Here is a 20,166-nt window from a genome sequence, read left to right as displayed (position 1 = left end):
AAATTGTTACAAAGCATATTAAACAGTCGGTTATCAACGTTTTAAATCAAAATTTGGTGACTTGCTTCCCAAAATGCGCCGGTTGCATTCCTTATTGAGCATCGGTTTAAATCACACTCTGATTTTACAGGCTGTAGGGCAGAAAGATGAAAACGCCGTTAATCACCCGTGAAGGCTACGAAAAGCTCAAAAAAGAGCTGGATTATCTGTGGCGTGAAGAGCGCCCCGAAGTGACCAAAAAAGTGACCTGGGCCGCCAGCCTCGGCGATCGCAGCGAAAACGCCGACTATCAGTACAACAAAAAACGCCTGCGTGAAATTGACCGCCGGGTTCGCTACATCACCAAATCTCTGGAGCGCCTGAAAATCGTCGATTACTCACCGCAGCAGGAAGGCAAAGTCTTCTTCGGCGCGTGGGTCGAAATTGAAAACGACGACGGCGACATGCTGCGTTTTCGCATCGTTGGTTACGACGAGATTTTTGGCCGCAAGGACTACATTTCTATTGATTCGCCGATGGCGCGCGCGCTGCTCAAAAAAGAAGTGGGCGATTTAGCCGTGGTGCAAACGCCGGCGGGAGAAGCGCAGTGGTACGTCAATGAAATTGAGTACCCTAAACCCGAGTAATGTGCACAGAACTGTCTGAAACCCAATATCCGTGGGTCGTCGGCTGGCATTTTCACGCCCCGATCCGTATAACTGTTTGCTGAATTTTCCGTACTACACAGATGAAAAGCCATGATGAATGATTCGCTTTGCCGCATTATTGCGGGTGAGCTTCAGGCCAGAAACGAACAGGTGGAAGCCGCCGTTCGCCTGCTGGATGAAGGGAATACCGTGCCGTTTATTGCACGTTATCGTAAGGAAGTCACCGGCGGTCTGGATGACACGCAACTGCGTCAACTGGAGACTCGTCTTAGCTACCTGCGCGAGCTGGAAGAGCGCCGTCAGTCCATCCTCAAGTCTATTGCCGAGCAGGGTAAACTGAGTGACGAACTTGCCGGTGCCATCAACGGCACGCTGAGCAAAACCGAACTCGAAGACCTTTACCTGCCGTATAAACCCAAGCGCCGTACCCGCGGGCAAATCGCCATCGAAGCCGGCCTTGAGCCGCTGGCGGATTTGCTGTGGAACGAACCTTCACACGACCCGGAGCAGGAAGCCGCTCGCTTTGTGGATGCCGACAAAGGCGTCACCGACACCAAAGCCGCGCTGGACGGCGCACGCTACATCCTGATGGAACGCTTCGCCGAAGATGCCGCTCTGCTGGCAAAAGTGCGCGACTATTTGTGGAAAAATGCGCATCTGGTTTCCGCCGTGGTAAGCGGTAAAGAGGAAGAAGGCGCGAAATTCCGCGACTACTTCGCCCACCACGAAGCCATTGCCACCGTTCCCTCTCACCGAGCGCTGGCGATGTTCCGCGGGCGTAACGAAGGTATTTTACAGCTGTCGCTGAATGCCGACCCGCAGTTTGATGAGCCGCCGCGCGAGAGCTACTGCGAGCAGTTGATCATCTCTCACCTGAATCTGCGCCTGAACAATGCCCCGGCCGACAGCTGGCGTAAGGCCGTGGTGAGCTGGACCTGGCGCATCAAGGTGTTAATGCACCTTGAAACCGAGCTGATGGGCACCGTGCGCGAACGCGCCGAAGATGAAGCCATCAACGTTTTCGCCCGCAACCTTCACGATCTGCTGATGGCGGCCCCGGCTGGCCTGCGCGCCACCATGGGCCTCGATCCGGGCCTGCGTACCGGCGTAAAAGTCGCGGTGGTTGACGCCACCGGCAAGCTGGTAGCGACCGATACTATTTATCCGCATACCGGTCAGGCTGCGAAAGCCGCCGTGGCCGTGGCTGCCCTTTGTGAAAAACATAACGTCGAGCTGGTCGCTATCGGCAACGGTACCGCATCCCGTGAAACCGAGCGCTTCTTCCTGGATGTGCAAAAACAGTTCCCGAAAGTCACCGCCCAGAAGGTAATAGTCAGCGAGGCGGGCGCTTCCGTTTACTCAGCTTCCGAGCTGGCGGCACTGGAATTCCCGGATCTGGACGTGTCTATTCGCGGCGCGGTCTCGATTGCCCGCCGTCTGCAGGATCCGCTGGCCGAGCTGGTGAAAATTGACCCGAAATCTATCGGTGTGGGCCAGTACCAGCACGATGTCAGCCAGACTCAGCTGGCGAAAAAACTGGATGCGGTCGTCGAAGACTGCGTGAACGCCGTTGGCGTGGATCTCAACACCGCTTCCGTGCCGCTGCTGACCCGCGTGGCAGGCCTGACCCGCATGATGGCGCAGAACATCGTCAACTGGCGTGACGAAAATGGCCGCTTCCAGAACCGCCAGCAGTTGCTAAAAGTCAGCCGCCTGGGGCCAAAAGCTTTTGAGCAGTGTGCGGGCTTCCTGCGCATCAACCACGGCGATAACCCTCTGGATGCCTCTACCGTACACCCGGAAGCCTATCCGGTGGTCGAACGTATTCTGGCCGCCACTCAGCAGGCGCTGCAGGACCTGATGGGCAACAGCAGCGAATTACGCGATCTGAAGGCCAGCCAGTTTACCGATGAGCGTTTCGGCGTCCCAACCGTGACGGACATTATCAAAGAGCTGGAAAAACCGGGCCGCGACCCGCGCCCTGAGTTTAAGACCGCACAGTTTGCCGAAGGCGTGGAAACCATGAACGACCTGACGCCGGGCATGGTGCTGGAAGGCGCGGTGACCAACGTCACCAACTTCGGCGCATTTGTCGACATCGGCGTGCATCAGGACGGCCTGGTGCATATTTCGTCCCTGTCGGACAAATTCATCGACGATCCGCACAAAGTGGTGAAAGCGGGCGATATCGTTAAAGTTAAAGTCCTGGAAGTGGACCTGCAGCGGAAACGCATCGCCCTGACCATGCGCCTTGATGAACAGCCTGGCGAAGGTGGCAGCCGTCGCGGTAATGGGGGTGGCAACGCACCTCGCGAGCAAAAAGGCAGGCCAACAGCACAACAAAAACCGCGCGGGCGTGAAAACGCCGCCGGTGGGAATAGCGCGATGATGGATGCGCTGGCCGCTGCGATGGGCAAGAAGCGTTAATTGTCTGACCTCTCCCTTCGGGGAGAGATCTTATTTTTTCCATCGCCGACAAAAAGCAGAAAAATAACGTACTCTTGATCTAAATCAATTTTCAATATCTACCCCGCCATGAAACCAGCAATTATCATCCCTGTAACATCGGCAATAACGAAATAACATTCATCGTTCACCAAAGAGAAGCCATTACTCTATTTTTCATGCAATTAAGAAACCAATTTCTTCCGCTCGTTAAAAACAACCCCACTAAATCAGCCAGAAAAATACCTATTTTGGTTAAATTCACTCAGAAAAATAAATATTGTCGACAGTAACCATTCTCATTATCATTGCATTGAACGATATTTCTTCTCTTTCTTCCGATAGCTTAATTCGTTTTTATTACACGCATCGCTCGTGAATAAAGCGATCATTCAGTCAGCGTCAATGCAGAGCCCAGCTCTAAGTAGGTCTTATGCAATTCATACCGAATAGCGCGTGGAAAATTACCGGCTTCGCCAGTGAAATCAGTCCGGCTTATCGCCAAAAATTATTGTCCCTCGGCATGCTGCCGGGTTCCTCATTCAACGTCGTCCGCGTGGCGCCTCTCGGCGACCCTATTCATATCGAAACGCGCCGCGTTAGCCTGGTGCTGCGCAAAAAAGATCTCGCGCTGGTCAATATCGAAGCCGTGGCGTAACGGCGGGGAAACGTTCGCGTTATTTTGCACATTCAACGAAGTTTACGAATAAAATGAAAAACTTAACCATAGGTTTAATCGGTAATCCTAACTCGGGTAAAACCACGTTATTTAATCAGTTGACGGGTGCCCGCCAGCGCGTGGGGAACTGGGCGGGTGTCACCGTAGAACGCAAAGAAGGTCAGTTTTCCACCCTTGAGCACCAGGTCACGCTGGTTGATTTACCCGGCACCTACTCACTCACCACCATTTCGTCACAAACTTCGCTTGATGAGCAAATCGCCTGCCACTACATCCTGAGCGGCGATGCCGATCTGTTAATCAACGTAGTGGATGCTTCTAACCTTGAGCGTAACCTCTACCTGACGCTCCAGCTACTCGAGCTGGGCATCCCGTGCGTGGTGGCGCTCAATATGTTGGATATTGCCGAGAAACAGGCGATTCGCATCGACATCGACGCGCTGGCCGCCCGCCTCGGCTGCCCCGTCGTGCCGCTGGTGTCTACTCGCGGGCGCGGTATTGAAAGCCTGAAACTCGCCATTGACCGCAAGCAGCCCAACGAGAAAAACGAGCTGGTGCACTATCCGCAGATTTTGCTGCAAGAGGCAAAAAAGCTGGCCGAGGATATGCCGCAGGAAATGCCGGTGACGCAGCGCCGTTGGCTGGCGCTGCAGATGCTGGAAGGGGATATCTACAGCCTCGCGTATGCGGGCAATGCCACAGACAAACTTGATTCAGCGCGCGCGCGCCTGGCAGAGACCATTGACGATCCCGCGCTGCTGATCGCAGATGCTCGTTACCAAAGCATCGCTTCCATTTGCGACGCGGTTAGCAATAGCCTGACAGCCGAACCCAACCGGCTGACGGTGGCGATGGATAAAATCATCCTCAATCGTTACCTCGGCCTGCCGATCTTCATGCTGGTGATGTATCTGATGTTCCTGCTGGCGATTAACATCGGCGGCGCGCTGCAGCCTATTTTTGATGGCGGTTCGGTGGCGATATTCATTCACGGCATCCAGTGGCTCGGTTATACGCTGCACTTCCCGGAATGGCTGACGATTTTCCTGGCCCAGGGGATCGGCGGCGGGATCAATACCGTGCTGCCGCTGGTGCCACAAATCGGCATGATGTACCTGTTCCTTTCCTTCCTCGAAGATTCCGGCTATATGGCGCGCGCAGCCTTCGTGATGGATCGCCTGATGCAGTCGCTGGGTTTACCGGGTAAATCCTTTGTGCCGCTGATTGTCGGCTTCGGCTGTAACGTGCCTTCGGTCATGGGCGCCCGTACCCTTGATGCGCCGCGCGAAAGGCTGATGACCATCATGATGGCGCCGTTTATGTCCTGCGGTGCGCGCCTGGCGATTTTCGCGGTGTTTGCCGCCGCATTCTTCGGCCAGCAGGGCGCGCTGGTGGTGTTCTCGCTTTATATTCTCGGCATTGTGATGGCTATTCTCACCGGCCTGATGCTGAAGCACACCATCATGCGCGGCGAAGCTTCGCCGTTTGTCATGGAGCTGCCGGTTTACCACGTCCCTCACCTCAAGAGCCTGATTTTACAAACCTGGCAGCGCCTGAAAGGCTTCGTGCTTCGCGCCGGGAAGGTCATCGTGATCGTCAGTATTTTCATCGGCGCCCTGAACAGCTTCTCCTTTAGCGGCAAGCCAGTAGATAGCATCAATGATTCCGCCCTTGCCTCCGTCAGCCGTGTGTTGACGCCGCTGCTGAAGCCGATCGGTGTCCATGATGACAACTGGCAGGCTACCGTTGGACTGTTTACCGGTGCGATGGCCAAAGAAGTTGTGGTCGGCACGTTAAATACCCTCTATACCGCCGAAGATATTCATAATGAAGAGTTTGATGCCGCAAGCTTTAACCTGCTTGATGAACTGGGCGCTGCCGCCGATGAAACCTGGCAGGGGCTGAAAAACACCTTCAGCCTGAGCGTGCTGGCGAACCCGATTGAGGCAAGCAAAGGCGACGGTGAAATGTCCTCCGGGCCGATGGGCGTGATGAGCACGAAATTCGGCAGCGAAGCCGCCGCCTACAGCTATCTGATTTTCGTTCTGCTCTATATTCCGTGCATCTCGGTGATGGGGGCCATCGCCCGTGAATCGAGCCGGGGCTGGATGACATTTTCCGTGCTTTGGGGGCTGAACATTGCCTATTCGCTCTCCACGCTTTACTACCAGAGCGTCACCTTCAGCGAGCACCCGCAGTTCAGCCTGATTTGCATCCTCGCGGTGATATTGTTCAACGTCCTGCTGCTTGGCGGGCTGCGCCGGGCAAGAAGTCGCGTGGATGTATCGCTGCTCGCCACCAGAAAAACGCCGTCGTCCTGCTGCCAAAGCAGCACCGGCGACTGTCACTAAGGAGCGATGATGGCAAGCCTGATTGATATCCGTAACGCCCTGGCGCTTCAGGGCCGCCTGGAAGCGAAGCAGATAAGCCAGCAGCTTGCCACGCCTCTGCCGCTGGTAGCCGCCATGCTCGATCGACTGGAAGCGATGGGCAAAGCCAGACGCATCAGCGAAGATCCGAGCAGTTGCCTGACGGGAAGCTGCAAAAGCTGTCCAGAAGGGAAAAAATGCGTACGGGAACTTTGGGCACTGCGTTAAGTTAATCTGATGAAAGGCGGGCTACCCCGCCTTTTTACTGCCCGTCAGCTAAGCCGTTGTTGCCCCCAGGCCAGCAGAGCCTGGCAGAATTCAGCCGGATGAGAGATAAACGGCGCGTGGGCGGCCTTGTCGAAGATAACCGAGCTGGACTGCGGCCACAGGGCGTCCAGCAGGGGAACCACTTTCCGTGGCACAAGCCCGTCCAGTCGGCCATACAGACGTAAATGTGGTATTACAGAATGCGAAAGCTCCTGGCGCAGATCGGCGGTTCTCAGGATCTCAAGCCCGCCATTAAGCACGGCCACGTCCGGCATCGGCTGTTCCAGAACAACGGTTTTGAGCAGGCGAGCATCCTGGCGCGCGGTTTCTGTGCCCAGGGTTTGCAACGCCAGAAAACGCTCCACGGTACGCTGAAAATCTTCGCTTAACTGCTGCTGGAACCCGGCCAGCACGTCCGGTTTAATGCCCGGCCAGTCTTCTGCGGCGGTAAAACAGGGTGAGGAAGCCACCGTCACCAGCGCATTCACACGTTCAGGCCTGGCGAGCGCAGCCTGGCTTGCTACCAGCCCACCCAGGCTCCAGCCAAGCCATGTGGCACATTCAGGCGCTTTAGCCAGCACAATGTCGGCCATTTCCTCCAGCGTTAGCGCACCAAACCCCCTGCTCCGGCCATACCCCGGTAAGTCGACCAGATGCAGCCGAAATTGCGAGCCGAGTTCGGATTCTATGTTGTGCCAAACCTCCGCATTCAGTCCCCATCCGTGCAGCAGCACAAGATCGCTTTTTCCTTTACCTTTTGTTTGCCACCACAGCTCACTCATCAGTTACCGTTCTCATTTTCATCAGCAAGGAGAACGCTATGCTAGCAATCCCTGGCCGCTGTTGGCTATGCCGGTTACCGCTTGCCCGTCCGACATGGGGCATTTGCTCATGCTGCGCCGCCTCGCTGCTTCAGCCCCTGGCCTGCTGTTTACTGTGTGGTTTACCGGCACTGAGCGGGCATTTGCCCTGCGGGCGTTGCCTGCAAAGAGCGCCTGAGTGGGACGCAATGGCCTATGTGACAGACTACCTGCCGCCGTTAAGCACGCTGATTCATCACCTAAAATTTACCGGAACGCCCTCGCTTGCACCGCCCTTAGCCCGCCTTTTGCTACTGCGTATTCTGGCAGCCAGGCGAGAGGGCAGGCTTCATTTGCCTGATGCTATTTTGAGTGTACCGCTGCACCATACCCGAGCGTGGCGGCGCGGCTATAACCAAAGCGCACTTATTGCTACTCCGCTGTCTCGCTGGTTAGGGCTGGAGCATTATCCCTCTGCAATCAAACGCATACGCGCCTCACCAGCCCAACATACGTTGACAGCAAAGGAAAGAAAGAGGAATTTGAAAGGCATCTTTAGGGTTGAAATTCCCGTTGCGGGTCGCCATATGGCGATTGTGGATGATGTCGTGACGACGGGTAGTACTGTTGCGGAGATAGCGCGATTGCTGAAAAGGCAGGGCGCGGCGACTGTCCAGGTATGGTGCCTGTGTCGAACCTTGTAGACCCTCGATGATGGGCGTATTATAACCGACTAAAATAGTCAACTATTGAGCAATCGTTATGATCCGTATTTCCGATGCTGCACAATCCCACTTTGCCAGGTTGCTGGCAAATCAGGAAGAAGGGACGCAAATCCGCGTATTCGTTATCAATCCTGGCACCCCGAATGCGGAGTGTGGTGTGTCTTATTGTCCGCCGGATGCGGTTGAAGCGACCGACACGGCGCTGCCGTTCGAGCAGTTAACCGCTTATGTCGATGAGCTGAGCGCGCCTTATCTGGAAGATGCCGAAATCGACTTCGTCACCGACCAGCTCGGTTCCCAGCTGACGCTGAAAGCCCCTAACGCAAAAATGCGTAAGGTGTCTGACGACGCGCCGCTGATGGAGCGCGTTGAGTATATGCTGCAGGCGACCGTTAACCCACAGCTGGCGGGCCACGGTGGTCGCGTCACGCTGATGGAAATTACCGACGAAGGCTATGCCATTCTGCAGTTTGGCGGCGGCTGTAACGGCTGTTCTATGGTGGATGTGACGCTGAAAGAAGGGATCGAGAAACAGCTTCTGGCTGAGTTCCCTGAGCTGAAAGGCGTACGTGACCTGACCGAACACCAGCGCGGTGAGCACTCTTACTATTAGTTTGACCCTCACCCTAACCCTCTCCCTAAAAGGGAGAGGGAATAGACCGCGAAACGTGAGACGAAACTACGTCTTCTTACGCCGCTTATCCAAATCTTTCAGCAACTTATTCACCCGTTCATCGGCAAACATCGCTTCCAGAGAGACCGTCAGCTTGCGCCGCCAGTTCTTATACTGATCGCTGGTGCCAGGAATATTCACCGGCTCGGCCATATCCAGCCAGTCCTCCGGCTGCAGCCCCAGCAGCGCGCTATGGCTGTCGGCGATATAACGCTGCATTCCACGGTTGAGCGTGTCGGTCATCGTCATTAACGCGGCCTTATGTCCCGCCCGCTTCGGCAAGCAGCCGTATTTATGCAGCCCGTCCAGCAGGCCTTGCTTAGCCCTTTCGCGGTCTTCATACAGCCCCGCCAGCACCTCTTCATCAGGGTAAAGTCCCAGCGTTTTGCCCAGCGTTAAATCACCGCTATTCCAGTAGCCACGCAGCGTGGGCAAGTCGTGCGTTGTGGCAACCGCCATCGACTGCTTAGGCCATGTGGCCGGAGCCCGGAATTGCTTCTCTCCGTCGTGTTCAAAGTACAGCACTTTGTAAGAATAAACGCCGCTGTCGCGAAGCTTGCCGACGATTTCAACCGGCACGGTACCGAGGTCCTCGCCAATCACCATGCAGCGGTGACGCTGGCTTTCCAGGGCCAGAATCGAAAGCAGATCGTCCACCGGGTACTGCACATAGGCGCCTTTATCCGCCGTCTCGCCGTACGGGATCCACCACAGCCGCAGCATCGACATAACGTGGTCAATGCGCAGGGCGCCGCAGTGGGTCATATTGGCGCGCAGCAGTTCGATAAACGGCTGATAGCCGCGAGCGGCCATGACGTGGGGATCCATCGGCGGCAGCCCCCAGTTTTGGCCTAACGGGCCGAGGATATCCGGCGGCGCGCCAACGGAGGCTTTCAGGCAGTAAAGCTCACGGTCACACCAGGTTTCAGAGCCGCCTTCCGCTACGCCCACCGCCAGGTCGCGATAAAGGCCAATCGGCATCCCGTCATGCTGGCTGGCATCCCAGCAGGCCTTAAACTGACGCCAGGCGAGATACTGCAGCCAAAGCCAGAAGTTGACCTCATCGCAATGTTGCTCACAGAACTGCTTCACTCCCGGGCTATGGGCGTCGCGATAGCCTTCCGGCCACACCGGCCAGCCCCAGCGCAGAGGATCTTCGTTAACCTGGCTGGCATGAAGCGCATCGTAGGCAGCCTGGTAGAACAGACCTTCTCCTCCTTCCGCAACGAACCTGCCAAACGCGACGACTTGTTCATCGCTGGCTGTACGCAACGAGAACTGCTGCCACGCTAAACGCAGTCCCGCAACTTTGAGGGCCGTAACGGCAGAATAATCCACCCACTCGGCATCTCTCGCGGCCTGAAGCTGTTTCTGCACTGTGGATGTTTTCCACCACGTCTGCGCCGCTTTGCTATTCTGGAAATCTTCTACCGCATTGACGTCGATATAGATGACATTCAGCCAGCGGCGTGACGAAGGGCTGTATGGGCTGGCGCTCTCCGGGTTAGCCGGGTAAAGCGAATGAATCGGGTTGAGGCCGATAAACGCCCCGCCCCGCTTCGCCACATCCCCCAGCATCTGCTTCAAATCGCCAAAGTCGCCGATGCCCCAGTTAGCCGCCGAGCGCAGCGTGTAAAGCTGCACACATGCCCCCCACAGCTTTTTGCCCTGCAGTAACGCGTCCGGCTCATAGCAGCGCGGCGGGGCGACGATAATTCGGCTCGTCCAGCTCTGCTTTTGCCGACTGACCACCAGCGAATGGTAGCCCTCGGGTAGCTTTGTTGGCAGCGATAACGTCTTCCCACCGGAAACTTGCCCGCGGTGGGTATGACCTTCTTCAGTGGTCAGCGTCCAGCTAAATTCACCCTCGCCTTCCAGCGTCAGCTGCATTCGCTGCCCGGCAGTGAAAACCTGAACCGCTGGCACAGGATCGGTCGACTTTTTTGCAACAGCGGTGCGGTTCATGGCCTCGAGCAGACGCAGTTTTGTCTCCGCAGGAATAGCCTGCGGTTTGCCGTGGGCATTGATGTAGTTCGGGCTGATACCCGCCGCCAGAGCGGCGCTATCAAGACGTTTGCTCTCCATGGCGCTCCCTTAGCGTTTTGCCTGCCAGATACGTTGTTGGTAATCGCGGATCGAGCGATCGGAGCTGAACATGCCGCAACGGGCGCTGTTCAAAATGGCGGCGCGCGTCCAGGCTTCCTGGTCCAGATAAAGTTTGTCGGCAAGCTTTTGCGCCTCGGCATAAGCAGTGAAGTCCGCCATCAACAGGTAAGGATCGCCGCCCTCTTTGCCGATGCTGTGCAGCATCTGATCAAAGGCGTGTTTATCTCCTTCACTGTATTTGCCCTGCTCCAGTTCTTTAAGCACGGCATCCAGCACTTTATCTTTTTTGCGCCATTTCACCGGATCATAGCCTTTGGCTTTCAGGGCTTTAACCTGCTCGACGGTGTGGCCGAAAATAAAGATATTCTCTTCACCCACCTTCTCCGCAATTTCAACGTTGGCACCGTCCAGCGTCCCCACCGTCAGCGCGCCGTTCAGCGCCAGCTTCATGTTACCGGTGCCGGATGCCTCTTTACCGGCAGTCGAAATCTGTTCGGAAATATCAGCCGCCGGGATCATGATTTCCGCCGCTGATACGCAATAGTCCGGCAGGAAAACGACCTTCAGTTTGTCGCCCACCAGCGGATCGTTGTTGATCGCCTCAGCCACTTTGTTGATAGCAAAGATAATATTTTTGGCCAGGTAATAACCCGGAGCCGCCTTCGCGCCAAACAGGTAAACGCGCGGCACACGGTTTGCTTTCGGGTTCTCGCGGATCTCTTTGTACTGCGCCAGGATATGCAGCAGGTTCAAGTGCTGACGTTTGTATTCGTGCAGGCGTTTGATTTGCACGTCGAATAACGCATCCGGGCTAATCACGATGCCGGTACGAGCCTTCACAAATGCAGCCAGTTTTACTTTGTTCTGATGCTTGATTTCGCGCCAGGTCTGGCGGAATTTGGCGTCATCGGCGTGCTTTTCCAGTCCTTCCAGCACGTCGAGGTTATTCGCCCACTCTTTCTTCAGCGTCTTGTCGAACAGCGTGGCAAGCGCCGGGTTGCACTGCTTGATCCAGCGGCGCGGCGTAATGCCGTTCGTCACGTTATGGAATTTGTTCGGCCACAGCTGGTGGTATTCCGGGAACAGATCTTTCACCACCAGCTCAGAATGAAGCGCCGCAACGCCGTTCACCGCAAAGCCTCCGACCACGCACAGATTAGCCATACGTACCTGCTTGCTATGCACCACGGCAAGCTTCGCCCAGACGGCTTCATCCCCCGGCCAGGTTTTGTCGACCAGCAGCTTAAAGCGTTTGTTAATCTCATTGATGATTTGCATATGGCGAGGCAGCAGCGCTTTCACCAGCTTCTCGTCCCAGCACTCCAGAGCTTCAGGCATCAGGGTGTGGTTAGTGTAGGCGAACGTTTTACTGGTAATCGCCCAAGCGTCATCCCAGCTAAGCTGATGTTCGTCAATCAGCACGCGAAGCAGCTCAGGGATAGCGATGGTTGGGTGGGTATCGTTCAGTTGAATCACTTCGTAGGCCGGCAGCTCGGCGAGCTTGCGGCCTGCCAGATGATGGCGGCGCAGAATGTCAGCCACCGAACAGGCACACTGGAAATACTGCTGCATCAGGCGCAGCTTTTTACCGTTCAGGTGATTGTCATTCGGATAGAGCACCTTGGTGAGCTTTTCAGCGTCAATGCCCTGCTGCTCGGCTTTAAGAAACTCACCGTCATTAAATTTAGTCAAATCAAATGGATGAGCATGTTTTGCCTGCCACAGGCGCAGCGGCTGCGCCACGCCATTTCGGTAGCCCAGCACCGGTAAATCCCACGCCTCGCCCTGGAAAATAAAGGCTGGCTCCCAGCGGGAACGCTTACCGTCCTTCACGAGTTTCCCGCCAATGCCCACCTGCACATCCAGCGCGCTGTTGTGGCGGAACCAAGGGTAGCTCCCGCGCTGCCAGTCATCCGGGGCTTCCATCTGTTTGCCGTCCTTAAAGGACTGGCGGAACAGGCCATACTGATAGTTGAGGCCATAGCCGATGGCCGATTGCCCGACCGTGGCCATTGAGTCCAGGAAGCAGGCCGCAAGCCGTCCCAACCCGCCGTTGCCTAAAGCCGGGTCCGTTTCTTCTTCCAGTAAATCGGTGAGGTTTATCTGGTAATCCTTCAGCACATCGCTCACCTCAGTGAACCAGCCAAGATTAAGCAGGTTATTCCCCGTCAGGCGGCCTATCAGAAACTCCATCGAGATGTAGTTTACGTGGCGCTGTTTGGCTTCAGGTTTTGCTGTTGGCTGAGCCGCTAAGTGCTCTGCAAGCGCACCACTAACCGCCTGCCACCACTGATGCTGAGTCATTTCACTGGCATCATGGAGGCCATAACGCTGCCACTGGCGCGTCAGAGCGGACTGGAACTGTTCTTTACTGAAGATCGGCTGTGACATAGAAAATCGGTCCTGTAATGTTCGAAAATCATTACCCGTTAGTGTGCCGGGCAGCCCGTGGGAGTTCCTCCTCCCGGCGCGGATTAGGCGGGGAGGAGTAGCGAGGATGAGCGAAAAATGTGATCTCTGCCACTCGATGCGGCGGTGTAACAGGTTTCAGCCGCGCTGCCACAAGCAGTGAGCAATCGCATTCATGAAAAAATGGAACTGTGACAGGGTGCAACTTACCGAGCTCGGAAAGTTCAACAACCTTGCAATAAAAAGCATTCTGGCAGACCTTATCCGTAAGCATTAATTACGAAGCGTAAAAAAAATCGCATCCTTGAACTTTTCCCTCCATTATTTTCTCTGCAGTCCGGCCGCCCCGCCCTGCAGCGCGAAAAATGCCGGGGAAATTTATACACAGTGAAGTGATCAACTATGTTAATCCCATCCAAATTAAGCCGCCCCGTTCGGCTGGAAAACACTGTGGTTCGCGATCGCCTGTTGGTGAAGCTTTCAACTGCCGCCAACTATCGCTTAGCGCTGATCGCCAGCCCGGCCGGTTATGGTAAAACGACCCTCGTGTCGCAGTGGGCGGCGGGGCGAAAAGAGCTGGGTTGGTATTCCCTCGATGAGGGAGATAACCAGCAGGAGCGCTTTGCCAGCTACCTGATTGCCGCCGTGCAGCACGCCACCGGCGGCCACTGCGCCAGTAGCGAAATCATGGCGCAAAAGCGGCAATACGCCAGCTTGTCTTCGCTCTTTTCTCAGTTGTTCATTGAGCTGGCGGGATGGGACAAACCGCTGTACCTGGTGATTGATGATTATCATCTGATTGCCAACCCGGTTATTCATGAAGCCATGCGCTTTTTCATTCGCCACCAGCCAGAAAACCTGACATTGGTGATCCTGTCGCGCAATCTCCCGCAACTTGGCATTGCCAACCTTCGCGTGCGCGATCAGCTCCTGGAAATTGGTAGCCAGCAGCTCGCCTTTACGCATCAGGAAGCCAAACAGTTCTTCGACAACCGCCTGGCAACGCCGATTGAACAAGCGGACAGCAGCCGCCTGTGTGATGACGTTGCTGGCTGGGTAACGGCGCTCCAGTTAATCGCCTTGTCCGCGCGCCAGAGCAATACGCCAGCTCAACATTCCGCACGCCGTCTGTCGGGCATTAACGCCAGCCATCTTTCAGATTATCTGGTGGATGAAGTCCTGAACAACGTTGATGCCGATACCCGCAACTTCCTGCTGAGAAGCTCCATCCTGCGCTCAATGAATGACGCATTGATCATCCAGGTAACGGGTGAAGAAAATGGCCAGATGCGGCTGGAGGAGATTGAGCGACAGGGCTTGTTCCTGCAGCGTATGGACGATTCCGGCGAATGGTTCTGCTTCCACCCGCTGTTTGGCAGTTTCCTTCGCCAGCGCTGCCAGTGGGAGCTGGCCGCAGAGCTGCCGGATATTCACCGGGCGGCCGCCGAAAGCTGGATGGCGCAAGGCTTCCCAAGCGAGGCTATTCACCACGCGCTGGCGGCAGGTGATGCCAATATGCTGCGCGATATTCTGCTGGGCCACGCGTGGGCGCTGTTTAACCACAGCGAACTGACGCTGCTCGAGGAGTCACTGAAGGCGCTGCCGTGGGAAAGTCTGCTGGAAAACCCAAAACTTGTGCTGCTGCAGGCCTGGCTGATGCAAAGCCAGCACCGCTACGGCGAAGTGAATACCCTGCTGGCAAGGGCCGAGCAGGAAATGGACCTGGTCATCGACGACACGTTGCACGGTGAATTTAACGCCCTGAGAGCCCAGGTTGCCATCAACGCGGGCGATCCGGCGGAAGCCGAGCGTCTGGCCATGGTCGCGCTGGAAATGCTGCCGCTGGCCAATTTTTACAGCCGCATAGTAGCAACTTCGGTTCACGGCGAAGTGCTGCACTGCAAGGGCGATCTGACGAAGTCTCTTTCCGTTATGCAGCAGACCGAGCAAATGGCCCGCCGCCACGATGTGTGGCACTACGCGCTGTGGAGTCTCATTCAGCAAAGCGAAATCCTGCTGGCTCAGGGGTTCTTACAGGCCGCCTGGGAAACCCAGGAGAAAGCCTTTGTGCTGATCCGCGAGCAGCACCTCGAACAATTGCCACTGCATGAGTTTCTACAGCGTATCCGCGCCCAGCTGCTTTGGGCCTGGGCCCGGCTGGATGAAGCCGAAGCGGCAGCCCGCAGCGGAATGGAGGTCCTTTCCAGCTTCCAGCCGCAGCAACAGCTCCAGTGTCTGGCGCTGCTGGTGCAGTGCTCACTGGCGCGCGGTGACCTGGATAATGCTCGCAATCACCTTAATCGCCTTGAAAATTTGCTTGGGAACGGTCCCTGGCACAGCGACTGGGTCTCCAACGCCGACAAGGTGCGGGTGATTTACTGGCAAATGATTGGCGATAAAAAGTCGGCAGCCAACTGGCTGCGCCAGACGCCGAAGCCTGAATTTGCCAATAACCACTTCCTGCAAAGCCAGTGGCGGAATATCGCCCGCGTACAAATCCTGCTGGGTGAGTACGATCCGGCGGAAATGGTGCTGGAAGAACTTAACGAAAACGCCCGCAGCCTGCGTCTGATGAGCGACCTTAACCGCAACCTGCTGCTGCTCAACCAGCTTTACTGGCAGGCGGGCAGAAAAAGTGACGCTCAGCGCGTGCTGCTGGAAGCTCTGGCGCTGGCAAACCGCACCGGGTTTATCAGTCACTTCGTTATCGAAGGGGAAGCGATGGCGCAGCAGCTGCGCCAGCTTATTCAGCTCAACACGCTGCCGGAGCTGGATCAGCACCGCGCTCAACGCATCCTGCGTGAGATAAACCAGCACCACCGCCATAAGTTTGCGCACTTTGATGAAAGCTTTGTGAACCGCCTGCTGAATCACCCGGAAGTGCCGGAGCTTATCCGCACCAGCCCGCTGACGCAGCGAGAATGGCAGGTGTTGGGGCTGATTTATTCCGGTTATAGCAACGAGCAGATCGCCGGAGAGTTGGATGTTGCGGCCACCACCATCAAAACGCATATCCGAAATCTTTACCAGAAGCTGGGCGTGGCGCACCGTCAGGACGCGGTACAGCATGCACAGAAATTACTGAAGATGATGGGGTATGGGGTTTAGCTGGAGATATTCTGAAGGCTAGTTTCAGCCCCTCACCCCATAGGGGAGAGGGGGGATAAAAATCTGAAGATGAGCGGAACCGGCCAACACTCGGACTGAAAAGGGTTCAACTCTCTTTAAGACGCCAGCGACAGTCCCGCTTTAGCCGCCTGCTTGACCAGCCATTGCGCCACCCGCGCCTGCTGCTCTTCGTTCAGCCACATGCCCAGTTTGGTGCGGCGCCACAGCGCATCTTCCGCACATCTGACCCATTCATGCTCAACCAGGTAGCGAAGCTCGGCTTCATAAAACTCATGGCCAAAATCTTCGCCCAGATCGCCCAGGGTTTTGGCCTCGCCCAGCACCAGGTCGCTGTTGCTGCCATAGGTGCGCGCCAGGTGACGGGCAAGGCTTTCGGTCAGGAAACCGTAACGACGGCGCAGTTTGGCCGCATAATCATCGCGATCGCCACCGATGTCACCGCCAGGCAGGCGGCACTCTTTGGTCCAGGCCGGGCCGATATTCGGGTAGTAACGCTCCAGCTTATCCAGCGCATGTTCAGCCAGCTTACGGTAGGTCGTCAGTTTACCGCCGAAGACCGACAGCAGCGGTGCCTGACCATTTTCGTCATGAATATCGAGAGTGTAATCGCGGGTCACCGCCTGCGGAGAATCAGACTCGTCATCACACAGCGGGCGCACGCCAGAATAGGTCCAGACGATATCATCTTTGGTCAGCGTCTTTTTGAAATGCGCGTTGTAAACGTTCAGCAGATAGCTCACTTCTTTGTCATCAATCTGCACCGCTTTCGGGTCACCGTGGTATTCCACGTCGGTGGTGCCGATGATGGAGAATTCGTCCATCCACGGGATCACAAACACAATACGTTTATCTTCGTTTTGCAGGATGTAAGCCTGCTTCTGGGTATGCACGCGAGGCACCACGATGTGGCTGCCTTTGATCAGGCGGATACCGTAAGGCGAAGGCAGGTGTAGCCCTTCGTCAAAGAAGGTTTTCACCCACGGACCGGTGGCGTTCACCAGGCCTTTCGCGCGCCAGGTAAAGGTTTCGCCGGTATCAATATCCTGCGCTTCAACGACCCACAGCCCATTTTCGCGGGTTGCTTTGGTGGCGCGAGTACGGGTTTTCACCTCTCCGCCCTTGCGGGTCACCATTTGGGCGTTAGCCAGCACCAGGCGAGCATCATCCACCCAGCAATCGGAATATTCGAAACCGCGCACGATCTCAGGCTTCAGCACTGAATCTGCGCCAAAACGCAAGCCGGTCGAGGCCGGCAAACTGGTGCGTTTCCCCAGATGATCGTACATGAACAGGCCAGTCCGAATCATCCAGGCCGGACGAAGGTGCGGCCGGTGCGGTAAACGGAAGCGCATCGGGAAAGCAATGTGCGGCGCCATTTTCAACAGCACTTCACGCTCCGCCAGCGCCTCACTCACCAGGCGAAACTCATAATGCTCCAGGTAACGCAGGCCGCCGTGAATCAGCTTCGAGCTGGCGGAAGAGGTCGCGCAGGCCAGATCCTGTCCCTCCAGCATCAACACGGATAACCCGCGGCCAGCGGCGTCCGCCGCAATACCGGCGCCGTTGATTCCACCGCCAATAACAATCAGATCTTTGGTTTCCATGTTGCCCTCACGCACTTTCGTTAAAGCTCAAAAATGTTCGATATCGCTCATGATAGCAAGTGTTCGCCCGCTTTGGTAACGAAATAAAAACATTTCTACGTGATATGGATAACATATTGGCGTTAATATCAGCGCCAGCGGGGCGCGATGCCTTAACATGCCCCTTGTTTCCTTTCTTTCTCGACGAGTAAAACCATGGATCAATTTGAATGTATTGGTGTGGAAGAAGCACACCAGAAACTCCAGCAGCAGCAGGCGGTATTGGTGGATATCCGCGATCCGCAGAGCTTTGCCATGGGACACACGCCGGGGGCTTACCACCTTACCAACGACACGCTGGTGAATTTTATGCAGCAAACCGACTTCGACACGCCGGTCATGGTGATGTGCTACCACGGCAACAGCAGCAAAGGCGCCGCCCAATATCTGCTGCAGCAAGGCTATGACCAGGTCTACAGCATCGACGGTGGCTTTGATGCCTGGCACCGCCATTTCCCGGCTGAAGTCGCTCACGGCGCGTAAAGTTCAGCCCTTGTCGCTCCCTGCAGGTATACTGCTTGCCTTTGTACGGCTTTATAGACGAAGTTGGTTAAACTTTCATGATCATGATTACCTCTTTCGCCAACCCGCGCGTGGCGCAGGCTTTTGTCGATTACATGGCAACTCAGGGCGTTATTCTTACGATTCAGCAACATACGCAAAGCGATGTCTGGCTGGCGGATGAGAACCAGGTACAGTATGTCCGCGCCGAGCTGGAAAAGTTCGTCGCGAACCCTGGCGACCCGCGCTATCAGGCCGCCAGCTGGAGCACCGGCCACAGCGGCGTCGGTTTCAGCTATAAACGCTATCCTTTTTTCGCCACCATCAAAGAGCGCGCCGGCCCGCTGACGCTTATCGTCATCGGCGTGTGTATCGCGCTGTTTGTCCTGCTCAATATCGTGGGCTTCGGTCCGGTGATCTCCGTGCTTGGCTGGCCGCTCGTGCCCGAGCAGCGCTTTGAGTTTTGGCGCTATTTCACGCACGGATTACTGCATTTCTCCTTGCTGCATATCCTCTTTAACCTACTATGGTGGTGGTATTTAGGCGGCGCGCTCGAAAAACGCCTCGGCACCGGCAAACTGCTGACGCTGACGCTTATCTCCACCCTGCTGAGCGGTTTTATGCAGGCAAAATTTACCGGCCCACTGTTTGGCGGCCTGTCAGGCACGGTGTTTGCGCTGATGGGTTATGTCTGGCTGCGCGGAGAGCGAGATCCCGACAGCGGCATTCAGATGCAGCGCGGGCTGCTGGCGTTTGCGGTAATTTGGTTGGTTATTGAGGTCTTCACTCAGTCCGCTGTCATTCCAGCGCACCTGACCGGCATGCTGGTTGGCCTGGCGATGGCGCTGGTAGATACCCTGAATGCGCGAAAACGAACATAACAATGCTGGAGTAGCTTGTGAAGCAGACACAACGTCATGACGCGATTATTGAGCTGGTTAAGCAGCAGGGATACGTCAGTACCGAAGAGTTGGTGGAACAGTTTGCCGTCAGCCCGCAAACCATCCGCCGGGATTTAAACGACCTGGCCGATCAGAATATGATCCTGCGCCACCACGGCGGGGCGGCCCTGCCCTCCAGCTCGGTTAACACCCCGTGGCATGACCGAAAAGCAACGCAAACCGCAGAAAAAGAGCGTATTGCGCAGAAGGTTGCCAGCCAAATTCCTAACGGCGCCACGCTGTTTATCGACATCGGCACGACGCCGGAAGCCGTGGCGCATGCGCTGCTTAATCACAGCAATCTGCGCATTGTGACCAACAACCTCAACGTGGCGAACACGCTGATGGCTAAAGAAGATTTCCGTATCATTCTGGCCGGCGGAGAGCTGCGCAGTCGCGATGGCGGCATTATCGGCGAGGCCACGCTGGACTTCATTTCCCAGTTCCGTCTCGACTTCGGCATTCTCGGCATCAGCGGGATCGACAGCGACGGCTCGCTGCTTGAGTTCGACTACCACGAGGTTCGCACCAAGCGCGCGATTATCGAAAACTCTCGCAGCGTGCTGCTGGTCGTGGACCATTCGAAGTTTGGCCGTAATGCGATGGTGAATCTGGGCAGTATTAGCCTGGTGGATACCGTGTATACCGACGTGGTGCCGCCCGCAGGAGTGATGCAGGTGATTAAAGAGAATAACGTGCAGCTGGAGCTGTGCTGAGTTTTATCCTCGCCCCGGCCCTCTCCTGAAAGGGAGAGGGGGAAAAGAATTTGGTCCTTTTCTCCCATCTAAGTAGGGGATGAAGAAGCATCCTTGTTCTGATCCCCTCTCCCTCG

15 protein-coding genes are annotated in these 20,166 nt (G+C 56.0%); 11 read left to right on the top strand and 4 right to left on the bottom strand.

Annotation, left to right across the window (positions count from 1 at the left end; all coding sequences use genetic code 11):
- The first annotated feature begins 146 nt into the window (after positions 1-146).
- The 5 genes from greB to feoC all read left to right on the top strand — a co-directional run bounded on the left by greB (position 147) and on the right by feoC (position 6,368).
- A complete protein-coding gene (greB, locus tag AAIE02_RS21270; RefSeq protein WP_008457871.1) occupies positions 147-626 on the top strand; it encodes a transcription elongation factor GreB in 480 nt (159 codons plus the stop codon).
- Between the two features lie 111 nt (positions 627-737).
- The gene (locus AAIE02_RS21265) at positions 738-3,074 is read left to right on the top strand and encodes a Tex family protein (RefSeq protein WP_498533219.1); all 2,337 of its coding nucleotides are present in this window, start codon (positions 738-740) and stop codon (positions 3,072-3,074) included.
- A gap of 451 nt (positions 3,075-3,525) precedes the next feature.
- Entirely contained in the window at positions 3,526-3,750 is a 225-nt protein-coding gene (feoA, locus tag AAIE02_RS21260) for a ferrous iron transporter A (RefSeq protein WP_008457875.1), read from the top strand.
- 53 nt (positions 3,751-3,803) lie between these two features.
- Positions 3,804-6,122 (top strand): Fe(2+) transporter permease subunit FeoB, encoded by a 2,319-nt coding sequence (feoB, locus tag AAIE02_RS21255; protein WP_166994664.1) that lies wholly within the window; start codon positions 3,804-3,806, stop codon positions 6,120-6,122.
- Between the two features lie 9 nt (positions 6,123-6,131).
- On the top strand, positions 6,132-6,368 hold the full coding sequence (feoC, locus tag AAIE02_RS21250) for a [Fe-S]-dependent transcriptional repressor FeoC (protein ID WP_008457879.1): 237 nt from the start codon (positions 6,132-6,134) through the stop codon (positions 6,366-6,368).
- Between the two features lie 44 nt (positions 6,369-6,412).
- On the opposite strand, the gene bioH is transcribed toward feoC, so the two are convergent.
- Positions 6,413-7,189 carry a pimeloyl-ACP methyl ester esterase BioH gene (gene bioH, locus AAIE02_RS21245; protein WP_498533218.1) on the bottom strand — a complete coding sequence of 259 codons (777 nt, stop codon included), beginning with the start codon at positions 7,187-7,189 and terminating at the stop codon, positions 6,413-6,415.
- Positions 7,190-7,227: 38 nt separating this feature from the next.
- Here bioH and gntX point away from each other — a divergent pair, with 38 nt between their 5' ends.
- Positions 7,228-7,911, top strand: coding sequence for a DNA utilization protein GntX (gene gntX / locus AAIE02_RS21240; RefSeq protein ID WP_498533217.1), 684 nt, complete (start codon positions 7,228-7,230; stop codon positions 7,909-7,911).
- A gap of 58 nt (positions 7,912-7,969) precedes the next feature.
- Positions 7,970-8,545: a Fe-S biogenesis protein NfuA gene (gene nfuA, locus AAIE02_RS21235; protein ID WP_498533216.1), complete on the top strand. Its 576-nt coding sequence runs from the start codon at positions 7,970-7,972 to the stop codon at positions 8,543-8,545.
- A 66-nt stretch (positions 8,546-8,611) separates the two neighbouring features.
- On the opposite strand, the gene malQ is transcribed toward nfuA, so the two are convergent.
- Together malQ and malP are read right to left on the bottom strand one after the other, a co-directional pair.
- Entirely contained in the window at positions 8,612-10,690 is a 2,079-nt protein-coding gene (gene malQ, locus AAIE02_RS21230; RefSeq protein WP_498533215.1) for a 4-alpha-glucanotransferase, read from the bottom strand.
- Positions 10,691-10,699: 9 nt separating this feature from the next.
- A complete protein-coding gene (malP, locus tag AAIE02_RS21225; protein WP_498533214.1) occupies positions 10,700-13,102 on the bottom strand; it encodes a maltodextrin phosphorylase in 2,403 nt (800 codons plus the stop codon).
- A gap of 420 nt (positions 13,103-13,522) precedes the next feature.
- Between malP and malT the strand changes: the two genes are divergently transcribed.
- The gene (gene malT, locus AAIE02_RS21220) at positions 13,523-16,228 is read left to right on the top strand and encodes an HTH-type transcriptional regulator MalT (RefSeq protein WP_008457891.1); all 2,706 of its coding nucleotides are present in this window, start codon (positions 13,523-13,525) and stop codon (positions 16,226-16,228) included.
- Positions 16,229-16,344: 116 nt separating this feature from the next.
- Here the strand turns inward: malT and glpD are convergent, their stop codons facing one another.
- The gene (gene glpD / locus AAIE02_RS21215) at positions 16,345-17,853 is read right to left on the bottom strand and encodes a glycerol-3-phosphate dehydrogenase (protein ID WP_008457892.1); all 1,509 of its coding nucleotides are present in this window, start codon (positions 17,851-17,853) and stop codon (positions 16,345-16,347) included.
- Between the two features lie 195 nt (positions 17,854-18,048).
- On the opposite strand from glpD, the gene glpE reads away from it, so the two are divergent.
- The 3 genes from glpE to AAIE02_RS21200 all read left to right on the top strand — a co-directional run bounded on the left by glpE (position 18,049) and on the right by AAIE02_RS21200 (position 20,050).
- Entirely contained in the window at positions 18,049-18,375 is a 327-nt protein-coding gene (glpE, locus tag AAIE02_RS21210; RefSeq protein WP_008457894.1) for a thiosulfate sulfurtransferase GlpE, read from the top strand.
- Between the two features lie 77 nt (positions 18,376-18,452).
- Positions 18,453-19,274, top strand: a complete 822-nt coding sequence (glpG, locus tag AAIE02_RS21205; protein ID WP_008457895.1) for a rhomboid family intramembrane serine protease GlpG — start codon at positions 18,453-18,455, stop codon at positions 19,272-19,274.
- Between the two features lie 17 nt (positions 19,275-19,291).
- Positions 19,292-20,050 carry a DeoR/GlpR family transcriptional regulator gene (locus AAIE02_RS21200; RefSeq protein ID WP_008457897.1) on the top strand — a complete coding sequence of 253 codons (759 nt, stop codon included), beginning with the start codon at positions 19,292-19,294 and terminating at the stop codon, positions 20,048-20,050.
- Positions 20,051-20,166 lie beyond the last annotated feature (116 nt).

Source organism: Cedecea sp. Ae19-4 (assembly GCF_059801165.1).
The sequence above is the reverse complement of the archived record's forward strand: the minus strand, read 5'-3'. Positions and strand labels throughout refer to the sequence as shown.

Coding starts and splice junctions, on each gene's coding strand:
- bioH (WP_498533218.1), bottom strand. CDS start 7,189: ATGAGTGAGCTGTGGTGGCAAACAAAAGGTAAAGGAAAAAGCGATCTT.
- nfuA (WP_498533216.1), top strand. CDS start 7,970: ATGATCCGTATTTCCGATGCTGCACAATCCCACTTTGCCAGGTTGCTG.
- malP (WP_498533214.1), bottom strand. CDS start 13,102: ATGTCACAGCCGATCTTCAGTAAAGAACAGTTCCAGTCCGCTCTGACG.
- AAIE02_RS21265 (WP_498533219.1), top strand. CDS start 738: ATGATGAATGATTCGCTTTGCCGCATTATTGCGGGTGAGCTTCAGGCC.
- feoA (WP_008457875.1), top strand. CDS start 3,526: ATGCAATTCATACCGAATAGCGCGTGGAAAATTACCGGCTTCGCCAGT.
- malT (WP_008457891.1), top strand. CDS start 13,523: ATGTTAATCCCATCCAAATTAAGCCGCCCCGTTCGGCTGGAAAACACT.
- gntX (WP_498533217.1), top strand. CDS start 7,228: ATGCTAGCAATCCCTGGCCGCTGTTGGCTATGCCGGTTACCGCTTGCC.
- greB (WP_008457871.1), top strand. CDS start 147: ATGAAAACGCCGTTAATCACCCGTGAAGGCTACGAAAAGCTCAAAAAA.
- glpG (WP_008457895.1), top strand. CDS start 18,453: ATGATCATGATTACCTCTTTCGCCAACCCGCGCGTGGCGCAGGCTTTT.
- glpE (WP_008457894.1), top strand. CDS start 18,049: ATGGATCAATTTGAATGTATTGGTGTGGAAGAAGCACACCAGAAACTC.
- malQ (WP_498533215.1), bottom strand. CDS start 10,690: ATGGAGAGCAAACGTCTTGATAGCGCCGCTCTGGCGGCGGGTATCAGC.
- glpD (WP_008457892.1), bottom strand. CDS start 17,853: ATGGAAACCAAAGATCTGATTGTTATTGGCGGTGGAATCAACGGCGCC.
- feoC (WP_008457879.1), top strand. CDS start 6,132: ATGGCAAGCCTGATTGATATCCGTAACGCCCTGGCGCTTCAGGGCCGC.
- feoB (WP_166994664.1), top strand. CDS start 3,804: ATGAAAAACTTAACCATAGGTTTAATCGGTAATCCTAACTCGGGTAAA.